Consider the following 16,783-nt stretch of genomic DNA (forward strand, 5'->3'; position numbering starts at 1 on the left):
GCGCGCGGGGGCGCGGGCCCCGCCCCCCCCCCCGGGGTGGCGCGCGGCTTCCCCGCGCCCCCCCCCCCCCCCGGGCCTCGGGTGCGGTACGCCTGCCGCGTGCCGTTTACGCCGTCAGCTTCGCCAGCGCGGCGTCGACGCGGGCCAGCGTGCGCTCGCGGCCCAGGAGTTCCAGGGACTCGAAGAGCGGCAGGCCGACCGTGCGGCCCGTGGTGGCGACGCGGACCGGGGCCTGGGCCTTGCCGAGCTTCAGGCCGTGTTCCTCGCCGGCCGCGAGGACCGCGTTCTTCAGGGACTCCGCGTTCCAGTCGGCCTCCGCGATCTTCGCGCGGGCCGTGGTGAGCAGCGCGTCCGCGCCCGGCTTCATCGCCTTCGCCCAGGACGCCTCTTCCTCGACGGGCTCGTCCAGGAAGAGGAAGTCGACGTTGGCGGTGATGTCCGAGAGGACCGTGACCCGGGTCTGGGCCAGCGGGGCCAGCGCGTCGAAGGCCGCCGCGTCGAAGGACTCCGGCGCCCAGGGGGCGTACGGGGCCTTCAGCCACGGGGCGCAGGCGTCGGCGAACGCCTTCACGTCGAGCTGCCGGATGTGGTCGGCGTTGATCGCCTCGGCCTTCTTCAGGTCGAAGCGGGCCGGGTTGGCGTTGACGTCCGCGATGTCGAACGCGGCGACCATCTCGTCCATGGAGAACAGGTCGCGGTCCGCGGAGAGCGACCAGCCCAGCAGCGAGAGGTAGTTGAGCAGCCCCTCGGGGAGGAAGCCGCGCTCCCGGTAGAGGTTCAGGGACGCCTGGGGGTCGCGCTTGGAGAGCTTCTTGTTGCCCTCCCCCATGACGTACGGAAGGTGTCCGAAGCTGGGGACGCCCTTCGCGACGCCCAGCTCCGTCAGCGCCTTGTAGAGCGCGACCTGGCGCGGCGTGGAGGAGAGCAGGTCCTCGCCGCGCAGGACGTGGGTGATCTCCATCAGGGCGTCGTCGACGGGGTTGACGAGCGTGTAGAGGGGGGCGCCGTTGGCACGGACGATGCCGTAGTCCGGAACGTTCTCCGGGGTGAAGGTCAGCTCGCCGCGGACCAGGTCCGTGAAGGTGACCGGCTCGTCGGGCATCCGGAAGCGGACGATGGCGCTGCGGCCCTCCGCCTCGTACGCCGCCTTCTGCTCGGCGGTCAGGTCGCGGCAGTGGCCGTCGTACCCGGACGGCCGGCCCGCGGCGCGCGCAGCCTCGCGGCGGGCGTCCAGCTCCTCGGTGGTGCAGTAGCAGTGGTAGGCGTACCCGCCGGCCAGGAGCCGGTCCGCGATGTCGCGGTAGAGGTCCATGCGCTGCGACTGGCGGTACGGCGCGTGCGGGCCGCCCACCTCGGGGCCCTCGTCCCAGTCGAGCCCGAGCCAGCGCAGCGAGTCGAGGAGCTGGACGTACGACTCCTCGGAGTCGCGCGCCGCGTCGGTGTCCTCGATGCGCAGGACCAGGGTGCCGCCGGTGTGGCGGGCGAACGCCCAGTTGAACAGGGCGGTACGGACCAGGCCCACGTGGGGGTTGCCGGTCGGGGAGGGACAGAAACGTACACGGACGGGTGCGCTAGCCACGCTTGATCACCTTGTTGGTGAGAGTGCCGATACCTTCGATGGTGACGGCGACCTCGTCGCCGACGCTGAGGGGGCCGACCCCCGCGGGGGTGCCCGTGAGGACGACGTCACCGGGGAGGAGCGTCATGGCCTCGCTGATGTTGACGATCAGGTCCTCGACGGAGTTGATCATGTCGCTCGTACGGCCGAGCTGCCGCTGTTCCCCGTTGACGGTGCACTGGATGGTGACGTCGGAGGGGTCGAGTTCGGTCTCCACCCAGGGGCCGAGCGGGCACGAGGTGTCGAAGCCCTTCGCGCGCGCCCACTGCTTCTCGCTCTTCTGGATGTCGCGCGCGCTGACGTCGTTGGCGCAGGTGTAGCCGAAGATGACGTCCTTGACGCGTTCGCGCGGCACCTCACGGCACATCCGCCCGATGACCACGGCCAGTTCGGCCTCGTAGTGCACCTCGTTCGAGAAGGACGGGTACTCGATGGCGTCGCCCGAGCCGATCACCGAGGTGGTGGGCTTGAAGAAGGCGAACGGCGCGTCGGGGACCGCGTTGCCCAGCTCCGCCGCGTGCTCCGCGTAGTTGCGGCCGAAGGCCACGACCTTGTTGGGGAGGACGGGCGGGAGCAGCCGCACCTTGCTCAGCGGGACCTTGGTGCCGGAGAGCTCGAAGTCGGTGTACGGAATGCCCTTGATGATGTCGAGGACGAGGCCGGCGGTGTCGCCGCTGCCGTCGCCCTCGACCGCGCCGAAGGCGACATTGCCGTCGATGGAGAATCTGGCGATGCGCACGGAAGCTGTTCGCCCCTCACTTGCTGACCGGTCCGGAGCCTGGCGCCCCGGGTCTGAAGACTGACGCTCCAGGCTAACGGGTCGCCCCGGGCCGGGGGCGGCGCGTGAACGGGCGGCCCCCCTGACGCGTACTACCGGGCATGGACGCGACGCGGCGTACGGACACGGAACGGGCGGAGGCGGTCCCGGGTGTGCGGCCGCTACGAGGCGGCGGGGGCGGCGGCGGGCTCGGCCTCCGCGGTGGCCGCCGGGGCGGTCGGGGCGACCATCAGGGTCGTACGGCGCGGGTTGGCCGTACGGTTCGGGAGGGCGACGGAGTGTTCCGGCTGCGCGGCGGGGGCCAGTTCCTCGGCGTCCTTCAGATGCGCCAGCGTGGTGCGCCGGGGGTTGGCGGTGTTGCGGAACATCATCGTTGTCTTCTGCGGGCTCATCTGTGGTGTCGGACCTTGTCTGGTTTACGGGCGCTGGAGCGCCGGTTGTCGGATGTGCCATCCCTGTAAAGCGTCAGGCTAAACATCCGATTCCCCGCCGGAGCGGCGATCGATCGTCGATCACCGTGTGAGTTTCCTCACGAGCCGCCAGGCATTTCCCCCATTCCGGGCGCTGGTTGATGACCATGGAAACGGACATTGCGTTACTGAACGTTGCATTCCGCTGCTGATCATCCGGACTGGGACACCCCCCACCCGTACATGGCTCGTACGCGTAAGTCCGTTTCCTCCGCCCCGGCTCTCGACGGCCGGTGACCCGGTGCTCACTGCGTGTCATTCAGGTCACAGCCCTGCCCGCCGCCCTTGTTGGAGATCCTGCACTGTGCTGGAATTCCCCCCACCGCCGCGGGTTTGGATGTGCCGGCGCGCAGGGGCGCAACGCAGCGCCGAGTGGCGGTGGGGAAGGGGAGCAGCGCCGGTCACTCACGACCACCATGGGGTGCGTTTCCGTGCCCCACGACGCCGACACCGTCCCGCCGTTACAGCGGGGGGACGCCTGGTCCAGAGGTTGCGACGCTAGTGCAGGGACGTTACAAGAGGGATGGCAGCGCTGCGGCGGAGCAGGAGCACCGCGGCGGATCCGACCGCGGCTCCTCGCCCCAGCACACCCAGAACCCGGGCCCGGCTCCGTCGGGTGACCAGAGCGGCGGCCGGGGCGCACGTCCCGGTCCGGGACAGACCGGCCTCGGCGCGCCCACCGCGCCGCCGCCTCCGCAGACGGCGCCCAACGCGAAGTCGCCCACCGACCCCGGGTCGCGAATAGCCCTGCGCAACTGGCGCATCAGTACCCGCCTCGTGGCGCTGCTGACGCTGCCGGTGGTCGCGGCCACCACGCTGGGCGGGCTGCGGATCAACGAGTCGCTGAACGACATGCAGCAGCTCGAACACATGCAGCTGCTCACCAAGATGACCAAAGAGGCGACCACGCTCGCCCAGGCGCTCCAGGCGGAGCGCGACGAGTCGGCGGGGCCGCTGACCAACGGGGCGAGCGCCAAGGACTTCAAGGTCCAGGACCGCCGTACGAAGACCGACCGGGCGAAGAAGACCTTCCTCGACGCCACGGTGGACATCGGCAGCACCGACGGCGACCAGGCGCTGGAGAGCATCCGCTCGAACGTCCGGCAGATCTCCACGCAGGTCAACCGGATCAACACCATCCGCAAGGACGCCTATGTCGGCGCGGGTTCGGACTCGCTGACCGTCGACGCGTACGACGGACTGATCACCTCGCTGCTGAGCCTCTCGCAGGACATGGCGCAGGCGACGAACAACCCGGACATGATCAAGCGCACCCGCGCGCTGGCCGCGTTCTCGTCCGCCAAGGAGTACGCGTCGATCCAGCGCGCCGTCATCGCCGCCGCGCTGCCCGCCGACCCGTCCACCAAGGGCAAGCTCGACGACAACGACCGGCTCTACGGTCTGGCCGCGGCGACGAAGGAGAAGAACGCCCTCACCTCCTTCAGCTTCCTGTACGAGTCGATGGGCGGCGACGCCGAAGAGCTGATGGCCCCGCTCAACGGGCAGGGCAACCCCGAGATCCAGTCGTCCGAGAAGTACGCGGACCGGGTGCTCAGCACGGCCGACGGTCTGGCGAGCGAGCCCAGCCGCTCGTATCTGGACTGGACCGACCAGGCATCTACGCGGATCAACGCGATGAAGACCATCGAGGCCACGCTGCTCGGTGAGATGGAGGCCAAGGCGCGTGAGCTGCGTACGGACTCGCAGCGCGACGCGATCCTCAACGCCGCGCTGATCCTCGTCGTCCTCGGCGTCTCGCTCGTCGGCGCCTTCGTGGTCGCCCGGTCCATGATCCGCTCGCTGCGCCGTCTCCAGGACACGGCCACCCGGGTCGCCCAGGACCGGCTGCCCGAGCTGGTCAAGCAGCTCTCCGACTCCGACCCGCAGGACGTCGACACCTCCGTCGAGTCGGTCGGTGTGCACTCCAGGGACGAGATCGGAAAGGTCGCCGCGGCCTTCGACGACGTGCACCGCGAGGCCGTCCGGCTCGCCGCCGAGCAGGCCCTGCTGCGGGGCAACGTCAACGCGATGTTCACCAACCTCTCGCGCCGCAGCCAGGGCCTCATCCAGCGTCAGCTCTCGCTCATCTCCGAACTGGAGTCCCGCGAGGCCGACCCGGACCAGCTCTCCTCGCTGTTCAAGCTGGACCACCTCGCGACCCGTATGCGCCGTAACGGTGAGAACCTCCTCGTCCTCGCGGGCGAGGAGCCGGGCCGTCGCTGGACCCGCCCCGTGCCGCTGGTCGACGTGCTCCGTGCCGCCGCCTCCGAGGTGGAGCAGTACGAGCGCATCGAGCTGGCCTCCGTACCGACGACCGAGGTCGCCGGACGTGTCGTCAACGACCTCGTGCACCTGCTCGCCGAGCTGCTGGAGAACGCGACGTCGTTCTCCTCGCCGCAGACGAAGGTCCGTGTCACCGGTCACGCGCTGCCCGACGGCCGGGTGCTGGTGGAGATCCACGACACCGGTATCGGCCTCTCCCCCGAGGACCTCGCGGCGATCAACGAGCGGCTCGCGTCGCCGCCCACCGTGGACGTCTCGGTCTCGCGCCGCATGGGTCTGTTCGTGGTCGGCCGGCTGTCGCTGCGCCACGGCATCAGGATCCAGCTCCGCCCCTCCGACTCCGGTGGTACGACCGCGCTGGTCATGCTGCCCGTCGATGTCGCCCACGGCGGCAAGAAGGGCCCGATCGGCGGCCGGCCCGGCGCCCCCGGCCAGGGCGGTCCGCTCGGCCAGGCGCCGCCGCCCGGCGGTCAGCTCACCGGCGGTCCCGGTGTGGCGCCCGGCGGCGCACGCCCCGGGCTCGGTTCGGGTCCCGGCGGCGCTCCGGCGCCCGGGGGTCTGCTCGGCGCGGGTGCGCCGCGCGGCCAGGTCGGCACCGGTGCGGGTCCGCGTGCCGCGCTGCCGTCCCGTGACGGTTCGGGGGCCGGGAACCAGGACGCGCAGCGTCAGGGCCAGGGTTCGGGTTCCGGCTCGGGACAGCCCAACATCTTCGCGCAGAACGCCTTCGGCCCGTCGCAGGGTCCCGCGCAGGGCCAGGGCCCCTCGCAGGGCCAGGGACAGGGCGGCCCCGGCCAGGGTCAGGGCCAGCAGCGTACGGACCGCCCCGGCGGTGCCTTCGGCCAGAGCGGCCCCGGCACGCAGGGCGGCCCCGGCGGCCAGAACGGTCCGGCCGGCCAGGGCAACCAGGGCGGCCAGGGGCAGAACGGCTTCAGCGGGCGCGCCCAGAACGCCTTCCAGCAGGGCGGCGCCCCCGACCGCGGCCGGCAGCTCCCGCCGCCCGGCGGACCGCGCGCCGAACTGCCCGGCGGCACCCCGCAGCCGCAGCGCCCCGGGGCCCCCAGTTGGGGCAGCGACCAGCAGTCGGGGCGTCCCTCGCTGGACGCGCCGCGCGGCCACGAGGAGCACGACTCCAGCGGCCAGTTCGCGCGTCCGACGGGTGACCGGCAGAACCCCGGCACCACCTCCGAGTTCCCGCGTCCGGACTTCGACGGGCCCCGGCCCGACCAGAACGCCCCGCACGGCGGCGGCCAGGACCCCGCGGCCACCGCGCAGTTCCCGCGTCCGGACTTCAACGCCCCGGCCGGTTACTCCCCGGAGTACGGCTCCCAGGGCGGCCAGAGCGACGGTTCGGGCTTCCGCCCGTCCTCGGACTTCGGCTCCGCCCAGCAGGACTTCAACGCCCCGCGTCCGCCCGCCCCGGCCCCGGCGCCCGGCTCCGAGGGCGGTTACCGCCAGCCGAGCCTGCCGCCGCAGCCGCAGCCGGAGGCGCTGCCTCCGGCCTCGGGCCCCGGTGACGGCCGTACGCCGCTGTACGACACCCTGGAGACCAACTGGTTCCACGCCACCCAGGGCGGCGGAGCGCAGGGTGGCGCGGCGGACACCGGCCGGCCGGGCTCCCCCCAGGGCCCGGAGGGACAGACGAGCCCGTCCGCGCACCAGCCGGCGCCTCCGATGCCGCGCCGCGACCCCTCGGGCGGTTCCGACGCGCTCGGCACGAACGGTGCCGGGACGAACGGCTCCGGATCGGCGGGCTTCGGCGCGAACGACACGGGCGCAGGCGGTTTCCCCACCAACGGCTCGGGCTTCGACACCAACGGTGCCGGCTTCGACACCAACGGCTCCGGCTTCACCAGGCCGGGCACGAGCGGCCCGGACTCCACGGGCCAGGCCCAGGGTCCCGGCCAGAACCGGCGCCCGGGGCTCGGCCAGCTCCACCAGCAGGGCCAGGGTTCCGGAACGAACGGTGGGGGCTTCAACTTCTCCAGCGGCAACGGTTCGGACGCACACGGTTCGGCCGCGGGCGGTGTGGGCGCCACTTCCTCCTGGCGCACCTCTCCCAACGACGAGCTGGTACGCCAGGCCGAGCGGGCCAAAAAGCCCCAGGCCGGCGGCATCACCACCTCCGGTCTGCCCCGCAGGGTCCCGCGTGCCAACCTGGTACCCGGTACCGCGCAGGAACAGACCACTCAGACCGGTCCGCAGGTCTCCCGTGCGCCCGCTGACGTGCGCGGCCGGCTGACCAATCTCCGTCGGGGTATCCAGCAAGGTCGTCAGGCGGGCAACACCGGCCCGGCGAACAACGGATTCAACCTCGGCACCTCTCACCAGCAGGAGCGTTAGTTGAGTCCGATGAGTCAGGCTGCGCAGAATCTGAACTGGTTGATCACCAATTTCGTGGACAACACCCCCGGGGTGTCCCACACCGTGGTGGTCTCCGCAGACGGACTTCTGCTGGCCATGTCCGAGGGCTTCCCCCGCGACCGCGCAGATCAGCTCGCGGCCGTGGCATCCGGGCTGACCTCGCTGACCGCGGGGGCGTCCCGGATCTTCGAAGGCGGCCCGGTCAACCAGACCGTGGTGGAGATGGAGCGCGGCTTCCTCTTCCTCATGTCCGTCTCCGACGGTTCCTCCCTGGCCGTGCTCGCCCACCCCGAGTGCGACATCGGTCTGGTGGGGTACGAAATGGCCCTCCTGGTCGACCGCGCCGGTACGGTCCTCACGCCGGACCTGCGCGCCGAGCTCCAGGGAAGTCTGCTGCACTGAGCCTTCCAGGAACTCCCCAGCTTCCCACCGTCAGGCCGCCCAACCGGCCCCCCACCGGCCAAGTCAGACGGCACGCAGACATCTTGCTGTCACGCCCGGAGGATTCATGACCCCGCCACCCGCCTCTCACGATCCGTACGGCGTCTCCCTCGACGCCTCGTACGGTCCTGAGGGCGATCAGCCGCTGGTACGTCCGTACGCCATGACCGGCGGCCGGACCCGGCCGCGGTACCAGCTCGCCATCGAGGCGCTGGTCAGTACGACCGCAGACCCGGCACATCTCGCCACGCTGCTCCCCGAGCACCAGCGGATCTGCCACCTGTGCCGCGAGGTCAAGTCGGTGGCGGAGGTGTCCGCGCTGCTGACCATGCCGCTCGGCGTCGCCCGCATCCTCGTGGCCGACCTGGCGGAGGCCGGCATGGTGGCCATCCACCAGCCGGGCAACGGAGAGGCCGGCGGAACGCCGGATGTGACACTGCTCGAAAGGGTGCTCAGTGGACTTCGCAAGCTCTAGCGGCGGTGCGGCCCGATCGACCACCAGCGCGAAGATCGTGGTGGCGGGCGGCTTCGGCGTGGGCAAGACCACGTTCGTAGGCGCCGTCTCGGAGATCAACCCGCTGCGTACCGAAGCCGTCATGACCAGCGCCTCCGCCGGCATCGACGACCTCACCCACACCGGAGACAAGACCACCACCACCGTGGCCATGGACTTCGGCCGCATCACCCTCGACCAAGACCTCATCCTCTACCTCTTCGGCACCCCCGGACAGGACCGCTTCTGGTTCATGTGGGACGACCTCGTCCGCGGCGCCATCGGCGCCGTCGTCCTCGTCGACACCCGCCGCCTCGCCGACTGCTTCCCCGCCGTCGACTACTTCGAAAACTCAGGACTCCCCTTCGTCATCGCCCTCAACGGCTTCGACGGACACCAGCCCTACACCCCCGACGAAGTACGCGAAGCACTCCAGATCGGCCCCGACACCCCCATCATCACCACCGACGCCCGCCACCGCGCCGACGCCAAAAGCGGACTCATCACCCTCGTCGAACACGCCCTCATGGCACGACTGAAGTAGGGGGCCGTCTACGGAAGTTGCCGTAGGCATACTCGGAGGTGGGCCAGGTCTTTTGACACGGCCCACCTCTGTGTTCATAACATTTCGACAGAGAATTCACGGCCTCCGGCCACCCGGCGCACTCGCCCGGTGCCCCTGCGCTCATGCCGGCCCCGCTTTTTGCCGGGGCTCGTTCTTTATGCCCGTTTTATGTGAGGCCTGTACCACTCGGAATGGCTGATTCCTGCTGTTTGGAAAGGGAGCGTTCCCCGTGCTGGAATTCGAGAACTCCCGAGTAGTACGGCCCTGAACAAAACCCGGCACAACGTAGGTGCCGACGCCGAGAGGTTGTTGGTCGAGTGAGGCGAAGCACGACGAGCTCCGCGGAGCAGAAGGCACGGGGGAACTTCACCCCGCCGCCGCGCGCAGCGGCGCCTGCCGTCACGACCGGCCCGCCCCCGGCGGCCGGCAGCTCCAGCCGGTTCTCCCCGCGCAACTGGCGGGTGACCACCCGGCTCTACGCGATTCTCCTCGTCCCGGTCCTGGTCGGCCTCGTCATGGGCGGATTTCAGGTCAAGGGCTCCGTCGACACCTGGCAGGCGGCCAAGGACGCGGAAAAGACGGCCCTCGTCGTGCGGGCCGCATCCGAGTACGGACACGCCGTACTCAACGAGCGTGACCTCACCGCTCAGTCCCTGCTGACCAACAAGCGGGACGCCCAGATCGTCACCGACAGCTACGCGGCCACGGACGCGGCCAAGAAGAAGTTCGACCTCGCCGTCAGGAACATGCCCGCCGAGCAGGGTCTCGAACGCCGGCTCGGGCTGTTCCGCAGCGTGGAGCCCACGCTGGAGAACATCCGCAAGACGGCGTTCACCGCCGGGGTCGAGACCCCGGACAAGAGCGGCGGCAACGGCGGCCCCGTGGCCACCGAAGAGGCGTACGTACCGCTGGAGCACACCCTCCAGGAGTTCGCCAACGAACTCGGCCTGGGCACCGGGAACATCACCAGCTACGGCCGTACGGTCTACGCCATCGGGCTGGCCAAGGGCGCCGAGTCGCTCCAGCGCTCCATCGGTACGCACCTGCTGGTCAGGCCGAGCCAGAAGGCCGACGTCAAGAGCGGTCAGACCATCGCGTTCTCCTCGTACGCCTACCTGGAGGACATCGCCGTCGGCGAGTACGTCTCCGGTGGCACCCAGGCGGACGCGGTCAAGCTCCAGCAGGTCATGAAGGCGCAGACGGCCGAGGCGGCCAAGAAGCTCGCCGCCGCGCAGCAGCAGGCCGCCGCCGAGGGCAAGGAGTTCACCGCCCCGCCGACCAAGGACGGCTCGCTCTACGACGGCATGGTGGCCGCGATCGCCACCGGTGACAGCCCGGAGAAGCTGGCCGAGCGCGGGGTCACCCCGGAGACCTGGATGGCGGCCTCCACCGCCAAGTTCGACGGGTACAACACGATCGAGACGGACCTGGTCGACAAGGCCGTCGCCGAAGCGTCCGCGATCGCCGACAACGCCAGGAACGACGCGATCACCAACGGCGCGATCGTGCTGATCGCCCTGCTGGCGGCGTTCATCCTGGCCGGGATCATGGCCCGGCAGATGAGCCGGTCGATGCTGTCGCTGCGCACCGCCGCCTTCGGGATCGCCGAGCAGCGGCTGCCGATGCTCGTCGACCAGCTCTCGCGGGCCGAGCCCGGCCGGGTCGACACCCGGGTGCAGCCCATCCCGATCGACTCGCGCGACGAGATAGGCGAGGTCGCCCGCGCCTTCGACCAGGTCCACCGCGAGGCGGTGCGGCTCGCCGCCGAGCAGGCCATGCTGCGCGGCAATGTCAACGCGATCTTCACCAATCTCTCACGTCGCAACCAGTCGCTGATCGAGGGCCAGCTGACCCTCATCTCCGACCTGGAGAACAACGAGGGCGACCCGGACCAGCTCGACAACCTCTTCAAGCTGGACCACCTCGCCACCCGTATGCGCCGCAACGGCGAGAACCTGCTCGTCCTCGCCGGCGAGGAGCCCGGCCGCCGCTGGAACCAGCCGGTGCCGCTGGTGGACGTCCTGCGCGCCGCCTCCTCCGAGGTGGAGTCGTACGAGCGCATCGAGCTGTCCGGGGTGCCGGAGACGGAGATCCACGGCCAGGCCGTCACCGACCTCGTGCATCTGCTCGCCGAGCTGCTGGAGAACGCCACCACCTTCTCGTCGCCGCAGACGAAGGTCCGCGTCACCGCGACCCGGCTGCCCGACGGCCGCGTGATGATCGAGATCCACGACAAGGGCATCGGCCTCACCGCCGAGGACTTCGCGGACATCAACCACAAGCTGGCCAACCCGCCGACGGTGGACGCCACGGTCTCCCAGCGCATGGGCCTCTTCGTGGTCGGGCGGCTCGCCGACCGGCACGGGGTACGGGTCCAGCTCCGCCCCTCGGGCGAGCAGGCGGGCACGACCTCGCTGGTCATGCTGCCGGACGCGATCACGCACGGCGGCGGGGGCGGCGCTCCCGGCCAGGGCGAGGACTTCACCGTCTCGCAGATCATGCCGGACCAGCCGAACCTCCCCGAGGCCGAGCAGCAGTCCTTCCCGAGCACTCCGATGCTGACGGCGGCGGAGCTGGGCTTCGACGACTCGCGGTACGAGCAGCAGCCGCAGGCCGAGCAGCCGGCGCCGCTGGACTCCGTCAACCGCTCGCTCAAGCGCGAGGAGCGGCGTGCGGCCCTCGGCACGCCCCCCGGGGACGCCGCGGCCGACCAGTCGCTCTTCCAGGACCAGGTGGACGGCCAGTACCGCGACGGGACCGACGGCGGGTACGCACCGGGCCGGACGTCCTACGAGCCGGGCTACGCACCGCAGCAGCCGGCGCCCGGGGCGGACTTCCCGTCCCCGGCGGCCGATTTCCCCCCGGCGGGCGCCGAGTTCACCACGGGCACGTTCGAGGAGTACCGCGCGCCCGACACGTTCCAGCGGTCCGACACGTTTCCGCCCTCCGACGCCTATCCGCCCCAGCAGGGATATACGGAGTCCCCGTACCCCGCCGCGCAGGGCTCCGGGCCCACGTACGAGAATCTGTTCAACCCCCAGCCCCACCAGGGCGAGTGGGCCGATCAGAGTGCCTATCCCGGCACGTACGACTCCGAGCCTCCGGCCGAACCGGAATCGGGCCTCGGCGCTCCCGGGAACGCCCGGGACAACGTAGGCTTGAACCGTCCGGGTCCCTCCCCGAGCGCCAGTCACGCGTTGACGGACGCGGGTCTGCCGCGCCGTGGCGGCGGCCAGCCCCAGCAGCCGCAGCCAGCCTCGTCGTGGCAGCCGGCCGGTGAGGGCGAAGGACAGCCGACCGGACAGACCTCTTCGACGGCGCTGAACGGCCGGAACACCCCTTCGGGCAACTTCCGGGACGAGCAGAGCGTTGAGCAGGACACGGGCCGCGGCGAGGGCGAACTCCCGAGCGACGGCCCCGGCGAGACCCGGGTCGACGGCCTGCGGAACGGCAGCGGACAGAACGGTGCCGGGCACCAGGGCGAGGGACAGGCGCAGAGCGCCGGTTCCGACGACTGGCGCGCGAGGAACGACGAACGCTGGCACCGCGCGGAGAAGCTGCGCGAGCCCAAGGCCGGCGGCGTCACCTCGTCCGGTCTGCCCCGCCGTGTGCCCAAGGCCAACCTGGTCGAGGGCGCCGCGGAGCAGACCACGCACACCGGCCCCCAGGTCTCCCGCGCCCCGGAGGACATCCGGGGCAGGTTGAGCAACCTGCGGCGCGGCGTCGAGCGGGGCCGCAACGCCGGAGCGGACACGAACGGACCGGGCCACGGCCCGGGCAGTACCTACAACCAGGAGCGTTAGTGTGAGCCCGATGAGCCAGGCGGCGCAGAATCTGAACTGGTTGATCACCAACTTTGTGGACAACACCCCTGGGGTGTCCCACACGGTGGTGGTCTCCGCCGACGGACTCCTGCTGGCCATGTCCGAAGGATTCCCGCGCGACCGCGCCGATCAGCTCGCGGCCGTCGCGTCGGGTCTGACCTCGCTGACCGCGGGGGCCTCCCGGATCTTCGAGGGCGGGGCGGTGAACCAGACCGTCGTCGAGATGGAGCGTGGTTTCCTCTTCCTCATGTCCATCTCCGACGGCTCGTCCCTGGCCGTACTCGCCCACCCCGAGGCCGATATCGGCCTGGTCGGCTACGAGATGGCCCTCCTGGTCGACCGCGCGGGAACGGTTCTCACACCGGACCTGCGTGCGGAGCTCCAGGGAAGTCTGCTGAACTGACAGACAGTGCGCTGCTTGCCGCCGCACCATTAGGGTGCGGTGGCGCGGATTTCACAGGTCCGCCAGGATCGGGCCCGGCGCCCCGGCAGTCGGAGGAGGAAACGTGGCTACACCCCCAGGCGGGCATTCCTATGACGGAGGCCCCCGGTCTCCGGGTGAGTATGCCCAGAACCGGTTCAACTTTCCCTCCACGCCCAGCGGACAGCGGGGCGGTGGACAGGGCGAGCCGAGCCACGACCAGGGCGGCCAGGGCCACGGAGGGCAGGACGGCGGGCGCGGCGGTCCGCAGCGGCAGCCGTACCAGCCCCCTCCCCCGCCGCAGCCGCGGCAGCCGTACGAGTACGACCAGCCCCGGCAGCCCCGCATCCAGCCGGTGCAGCCGAGGCGCTCCCCGGAAGCGGACCCTTCCATGGGCGCACACAACCCGTTGGTGCGCCCGTACGCCATGACCGGCGGCCGAACCCGGCCGCGTTACCAGCTCGCCATCGAGGCGCTGGTCAGTACGACGGCTGATCCGTCCCAGTTGCAGGGGCAGTTGCCCGAGCACCAGCGGATCTGCCAACTGTGTTTCGAGATCAAATCGGTCGCCGAAGTCTCGGCGCTCCTCTCCATCCCCCTCGGCGTGGCCCGGATCCTCGTAGCCGACCTGGCGGAGGCGGGCCTTGTCGCCATCCATCAGCCCGGTGGCGACGAGGCCACCGGTGGCCAGCCAGACGTGACACTGCTCGAAAGGGTGCTCAGTGGACTTCGCAAGCTCTAGCGGCGGTGCGGCCCGCTCAACCACCAGCGCGAAGATCGTGGTGGCGGGCGGCTTCGGCGTGGGCAAGACCACGTTCGTAGGCGCCGTCTCGGAGATCAACCCGCTGCGTACCGAAGCCGTCATGACCAGCGCCTCCGCCGGCATCGACGACCTCACCCACACCGGAGACAAGACCACCACCACCGTGGCCATGGACTTCGGCCGCATCACCCTCGACCAAGACCTCATCCTCTACCTCTTCGGCACCCCCGGACAGGACCGCTTCTGGTTCATGTGGGACGACCTCGTCCGCGGCGCCATCGGCGCCGTCGTCCTCGTCGACACCCGCCGCCTCGCCGACTGCTTCCCCGCCGTCGACTACTTCGAAAACTCAGGACTCCCCTTCGTCATCGCCCTCAACGGCTTCGACGGACACCAGCCCTACACCCCCGACGAAGTACGCGAAGCACTCCAGATCGGCCCCGACACCCCCATCATCACCACCGACGCCCGCCACCGCGCCGACGCCAAAAGCGGACTCATCACCCTCGTCGAACACGCCCTCATGGCACGACTGCGCTGATCCCCGCGGCCAGGGACGCCCGGCGCCGCGCGGCGCCGGGCACCGGGCACCGACCAGGTCCGTACGAACGGCAGCACGACGAAGTCCCCGCACTCTCACCGAGTGCGGGGACTTCGTCGTGTGCGTGGTACCGCGGCGGGGTCAGCCCTGCCAGCTGTGCGGGGCGCGGAAGCCGGGGGTGCGCTCCAGGCGGCGCCAGCCGGCGGTGGAGCGGCCGCGGTGCGCCGGGGCCTCGGGCCTGGACGCCGCGCGGGCCATCAGGATGGCCGTGATGGCGGCCAGCTCCTCGGGGTCGGCGTGACCCTTCTCGACGCGCAGCAGGGACTCGTTCGTGGCGTCACTCATGGAGTCGTGTCTCCGTTGTCTCGGCAAGGACGGTGGGGCGGGCGGGGCTCCGGGTCACTGCGGGGGGTTGCCGTGCTTGCGGGACGGCAGGTCCGCGTGCTTGGTACGGAGCATCGCGAGCGCGGCGGCCAGGACCTCGCGGGTCTCCGCCGGGTCGATGACGTCGTCGACGAGACCGCGCTCCGCGGCGTAGTAGGGATGCATCAGCTCGGCCTTGTACTCCTTGACCATGCGGGCTCGCATGGCCTCGGAGTCCTCGGCCTCGGCGATCTGCTTGCGGAAGATGACATTGGCGGCACCCTCGGCGCCCATCACCGCGATCTCGTTGGTGGGCCAGGCGTAGGTCAGGTCGGCCCCGATGGACTGGGAGTCCATGACGATGTACGCGCCTCCGTACGCCTTGCGCAGGATCAGGGAGATCCTCGGCACGGTCGCGTTGCAGTAGGCGTAGAGCAGTTTGGCGCCGTGCCGGATGATTCCGCCGTGCTCCTGGTCGACGCCCGGCAGGAAGCCGGGGACGTCCAGCAGCGTGACGATCGGGATGTTAAAAGCGTCGCACATCTGGACGAAGCGCGCAGCTTTCTCCGATGCCTCGATGTCCAGCACCCCGGCCAGGGACTGCGGCTGGTTGGCGACGATGCCGACGACCTGGCCGTCGACCCGGGCCAGCGCGCAGATGATGTTACGGGCCCAGCGCTCGTGGATCTCCAGGAAGTCGCCGTCGTCGACGAGCTCCTCGATGACCTTGTGCATGTCGTACGGGCGGTTGCCGTCGGCGGGCACGAGGTCGAGCAGGACGTCGGACCGGCGGTCCGCCGGGTCCTCGGAGACGACCGTGGGCGGGTTCTCGCGGTTGTTCTGCGGCAGCATCGACAGGAGGTAGCGCACCTCCGCGATGCAGGTCTCCTCGTCGTCGTACGCGAAGTGCGCGACACCGGAGGTCTCGGCGTGCACGTCCGCGCCGCCCAGACCGTTCTGGGTGATCTCCTCGCCGGTCACGGCCTTGACCACGTCGGGGCCGGTGATGAACATCTGCGAGGTCTCGCGGACCATGAAGACGAAGTCCGTGAGGGCGGGGCTGTAGGCGGCGCCGCCCGCGCACGGGCCGAGCATCACGCTGATCTGCGGGATGACACCGGAGGCGCGGGTGTTGCGCTGGAAGATGCCGCCGTACCCGGCGAGCGCGGAGACGCCCTCCTGGATACGGGCGCCGGCGCCGTCGTTGAGCGAGACCAGCGGGGCACCGGCCGAGATGGCCATGTCCATGATCTTGTGGATCTTCGTGGCGTGCGCCTCGCCGAGGGCGCCACCGAAGATCCGGAAGTCGTGGGCGTAGACGAAGACCGTGCGGCCCTCCACCGTGCCCCAGCCGGTGATCACACCGTCGGTGTACGGCTTCTTCGCCTCCAGGCCGAAGCCGGTCGCCCGGTGCCGGCGAAGCTGCTCGACCTCCTTGAACGACCCCTCGTCGAGCAGCAGCTCGATGCGCTCGCGCGCGGTCAGCTTGCCCTTGGCCCGCTGGGCCTCGGTCGCGCGGTCACTGGGCCCTCGGCGGGCCGTCTCGCGCAGCGCGTGCAGTTCCGCCACCCGGCCCCGGGCATCGGTGGGCTCGCTCGGCGTCTCGTCCACTACGGTCATGTCCCAACCCTACGAACCCGACCAAGGAATGCGCGCCGTCGACTCCGCACAGTCTCCCGGCGGTATTCCTGGTGGGCATGGACAGAACCGGGCCCGTTACGGCGTCTCCGCACAGGGCGGTGCCCCTGGCAGTTGTAGGGATCCCCCTAGTCCGGGGGGGGGGGGGGGGCGCCGAGGGCGGGGGGGGGGGGCCGCGGCGGCGGGGGGGGTGCGGGCGGGGGAGGGGCGAGCGCCGGGGGAGG

General features: G+C 70.8%; 13 protein-coding genes. 8 read left to right on the forward strand and 5 right to left on the reverse strand.

Annotation, left to right across the window (positions count from 1 at the left end; genetic code table 11):
- Window positions 1-106: 106 nt before the first annotated feature.
- The 3 genes from gltX to ACFXPK_RS23560 all read right to left on the reverse strand — a co-directional run bounded on the left by gltX (window position 107) and on the right by ACFXPK_RS23560 (window position 2,788).
- Window positions 107-1,579, reverse strand: coding sequence for a glutamate--tRNA ligase (gltX, locus tag ACFXPK_RS23550; protein ID WP_385078329.1), 1,473 nt, complete (start codon window positions 1,577-1,579; stop codon window positions 107-109).
- A complete protein-coding gene (locus ACFXPK_RS23555; RefSeq protein WP_329823078.1) occupies window positions 1,572-2,357 on the reverse strand; it encodes a fumarylacetoacetate hydrolase family protein in 786 nt (261 codons plus the stop codon). The genes gltX and ACFXPK_RS23555 overlap by 8 nt, the downstream gene beginning before the upstream one ends.
- A gap of 200 nt (window positions 2,358-2,557) precedes the next feature.
- Window positions 2,558-2,788, reverse strand: a complete 231-nt coding sequence (locus ACFXPK_RS23560; protein WP_385078332.1) for a hypothetical protein — start codon at window positions 2,786-2,788, stop codon at window positions 2,558-2,560.
- A gap of 579 nt (window positions 2,789-3,367) precedes the next feature.
- On the opposite strand from ACFXPK_RS23560, the gene ACFXPK_RS23565 reads away from it, so the two are divergent.
- The 8 genes from ACFXPK_RS23565 (at window position 3,368) to ACFXPK_RS23600 (ending at window position 14,558) form a co-directional block, all read left to right on the forward strand.
- Complete coding sequence (locus ACFXPK_RS23565) at window positions 3,368-7,489, forward strand: nitrate- and nitrite sensing domain-containing protein (protein WP_385078334.1); 4,122 nt, start codon at window positions 3,368-3,370, stop codon at window positions 7,487-7,489.
- Window positions 7,490-7,498: 9 nt separating this feature from the next.
- Complete coding sequence (locus ACFXPK_RS23570) at window positions 7,499-7,912, forward strand: roadblock/LC7 domain-containing protein (RefSeq protein ID WP_030351794.1); 414 nt, start codon at window positions 7,499-7,501, stop codon at window positions 7,910-7,912.
- 106 nt (window positions 7,913-8,018) lie between these two features.
- Window positions 8,019-8,426 (forward strand): DUF742 domain-containing protein, encoded by a 408-nt coding sequence (locus ACFXPK_RS23575; RefSeq protein WP_385007857.1) that lies wholly within the window; start codon window positions 8,019-8,021, stop codon window positions 8,424-8,426.
- Window positions 8,407-8,988, forward strand: a complete 582-nt coding sequence (locus ACFXPK_RS23580; RefSeq protein ID WP_189282429.1) for an ATP/GTP-binding protein — start codon at window positions 8,407-8,409, stop codon at window positions 8,986-8,988. The genes ACFXPK_RS23575 and ACFXPK_RS23580 overlap by 20 nt, the downstream gene beginning before the upstream one ends.
- Window positions 8,989-9,326: 338 nt before the next feature.
- Entirely contained in the window at window positions 9,327-12,812 is a 3,486-nt protein-coding gene (locus tag ACFXPK_RS23585) for a nitrate- and nitrite sensing domain-containing protein (RefSeq protein ID WP_385078338.1), read from the forward strand.
- A 10-nt stretch (window positions 12,813-12,822) separates the two neighbouring features.
- The gene (locus ACFXPK_RS23590; RefSeq protein WP_010984131.1) at window positions 12,823-13,236 is read left to right on the forward strand and encodes a roadblock/LC7 domain-containing protein; all 414 of its coding nucleotides are present in this window, start codon (window positions 12,823-12,825) and stop codon (window positions 13,234-13,236) included.
- Window positions 13,237-13,339: 103 nt separating this feature from the next.
- Window positions 13,340-13,996: a DUF742 domain-containing protein gene (locus ACFXPK_RS23595; RefSeq protein WP_385007172.1), complete on the forward strand. Its 657-nt coding sequence runs from the start codon at window positions 13,340-13,342 to the stop codon at window positions 13,994-13,996.
- Complete coding sequence (locus ACFXPK_RS23600) at window positions 13,977-14,558, forward strand: ATP/GTP-binding protein (protein ID WP_031229389.1); 582 nt, start codon at window positions 13,977-13,979, stop codon at window positions 14,556-14,558. Before ACFXPK_RS23595 ends, ACFXPK_RS23600 begins: the two co-directional genes overlap by 20 nt.
- A gap of 141 nt (window positions 14,559-14,699) precedes the next feature.
- Here ACFXPK_RS23600 and ACFXPK_RS23605 read toward each other — a convergent pair whose 3' ends face one another.
- Both ACFXPK_RS23605 and ACFXPK_RS23610 read right to left on the reverse strand, forming a co-directional pair.
- Window positions 14,700-14,903 (reverse strand): acyl-CoA carboxylase subunit epsilon, encoded by a 204-nt coding sequence (locus ACFXPK_RS23605; protein WP_384993035.1) that lies wholly within the window; start codon window positions 14,901-14,903, stop codon window positions 14,700-14,702.
- 54 nt (window positions 14,904-14,957) lie between these two features.
- Window positions 14,958-16,541 (reverse strand): acyl-CoA carboxylase subunit beta, encoded by a 1,584-nt coding sequence (locus ACFXPK_RS23610; protein WP_384993037.1) that lies wholly within the window; start codon window positions 16,539-16,541, stop codon window positions 14,958-14,960.
- Between the last annotated feature and the right edge of the window lie 242 nt (window positions 16,542-16,783).

The organism is Streptomyces sp. NPDC059142 (genome assembly GCF_042755665.1).
Taxonomy (GTDB): domain Bacteria; phylum Actinomycetota; class Actinomycetes; order Streptomycetales; family Streptomycetaceae; genus Streptomyces.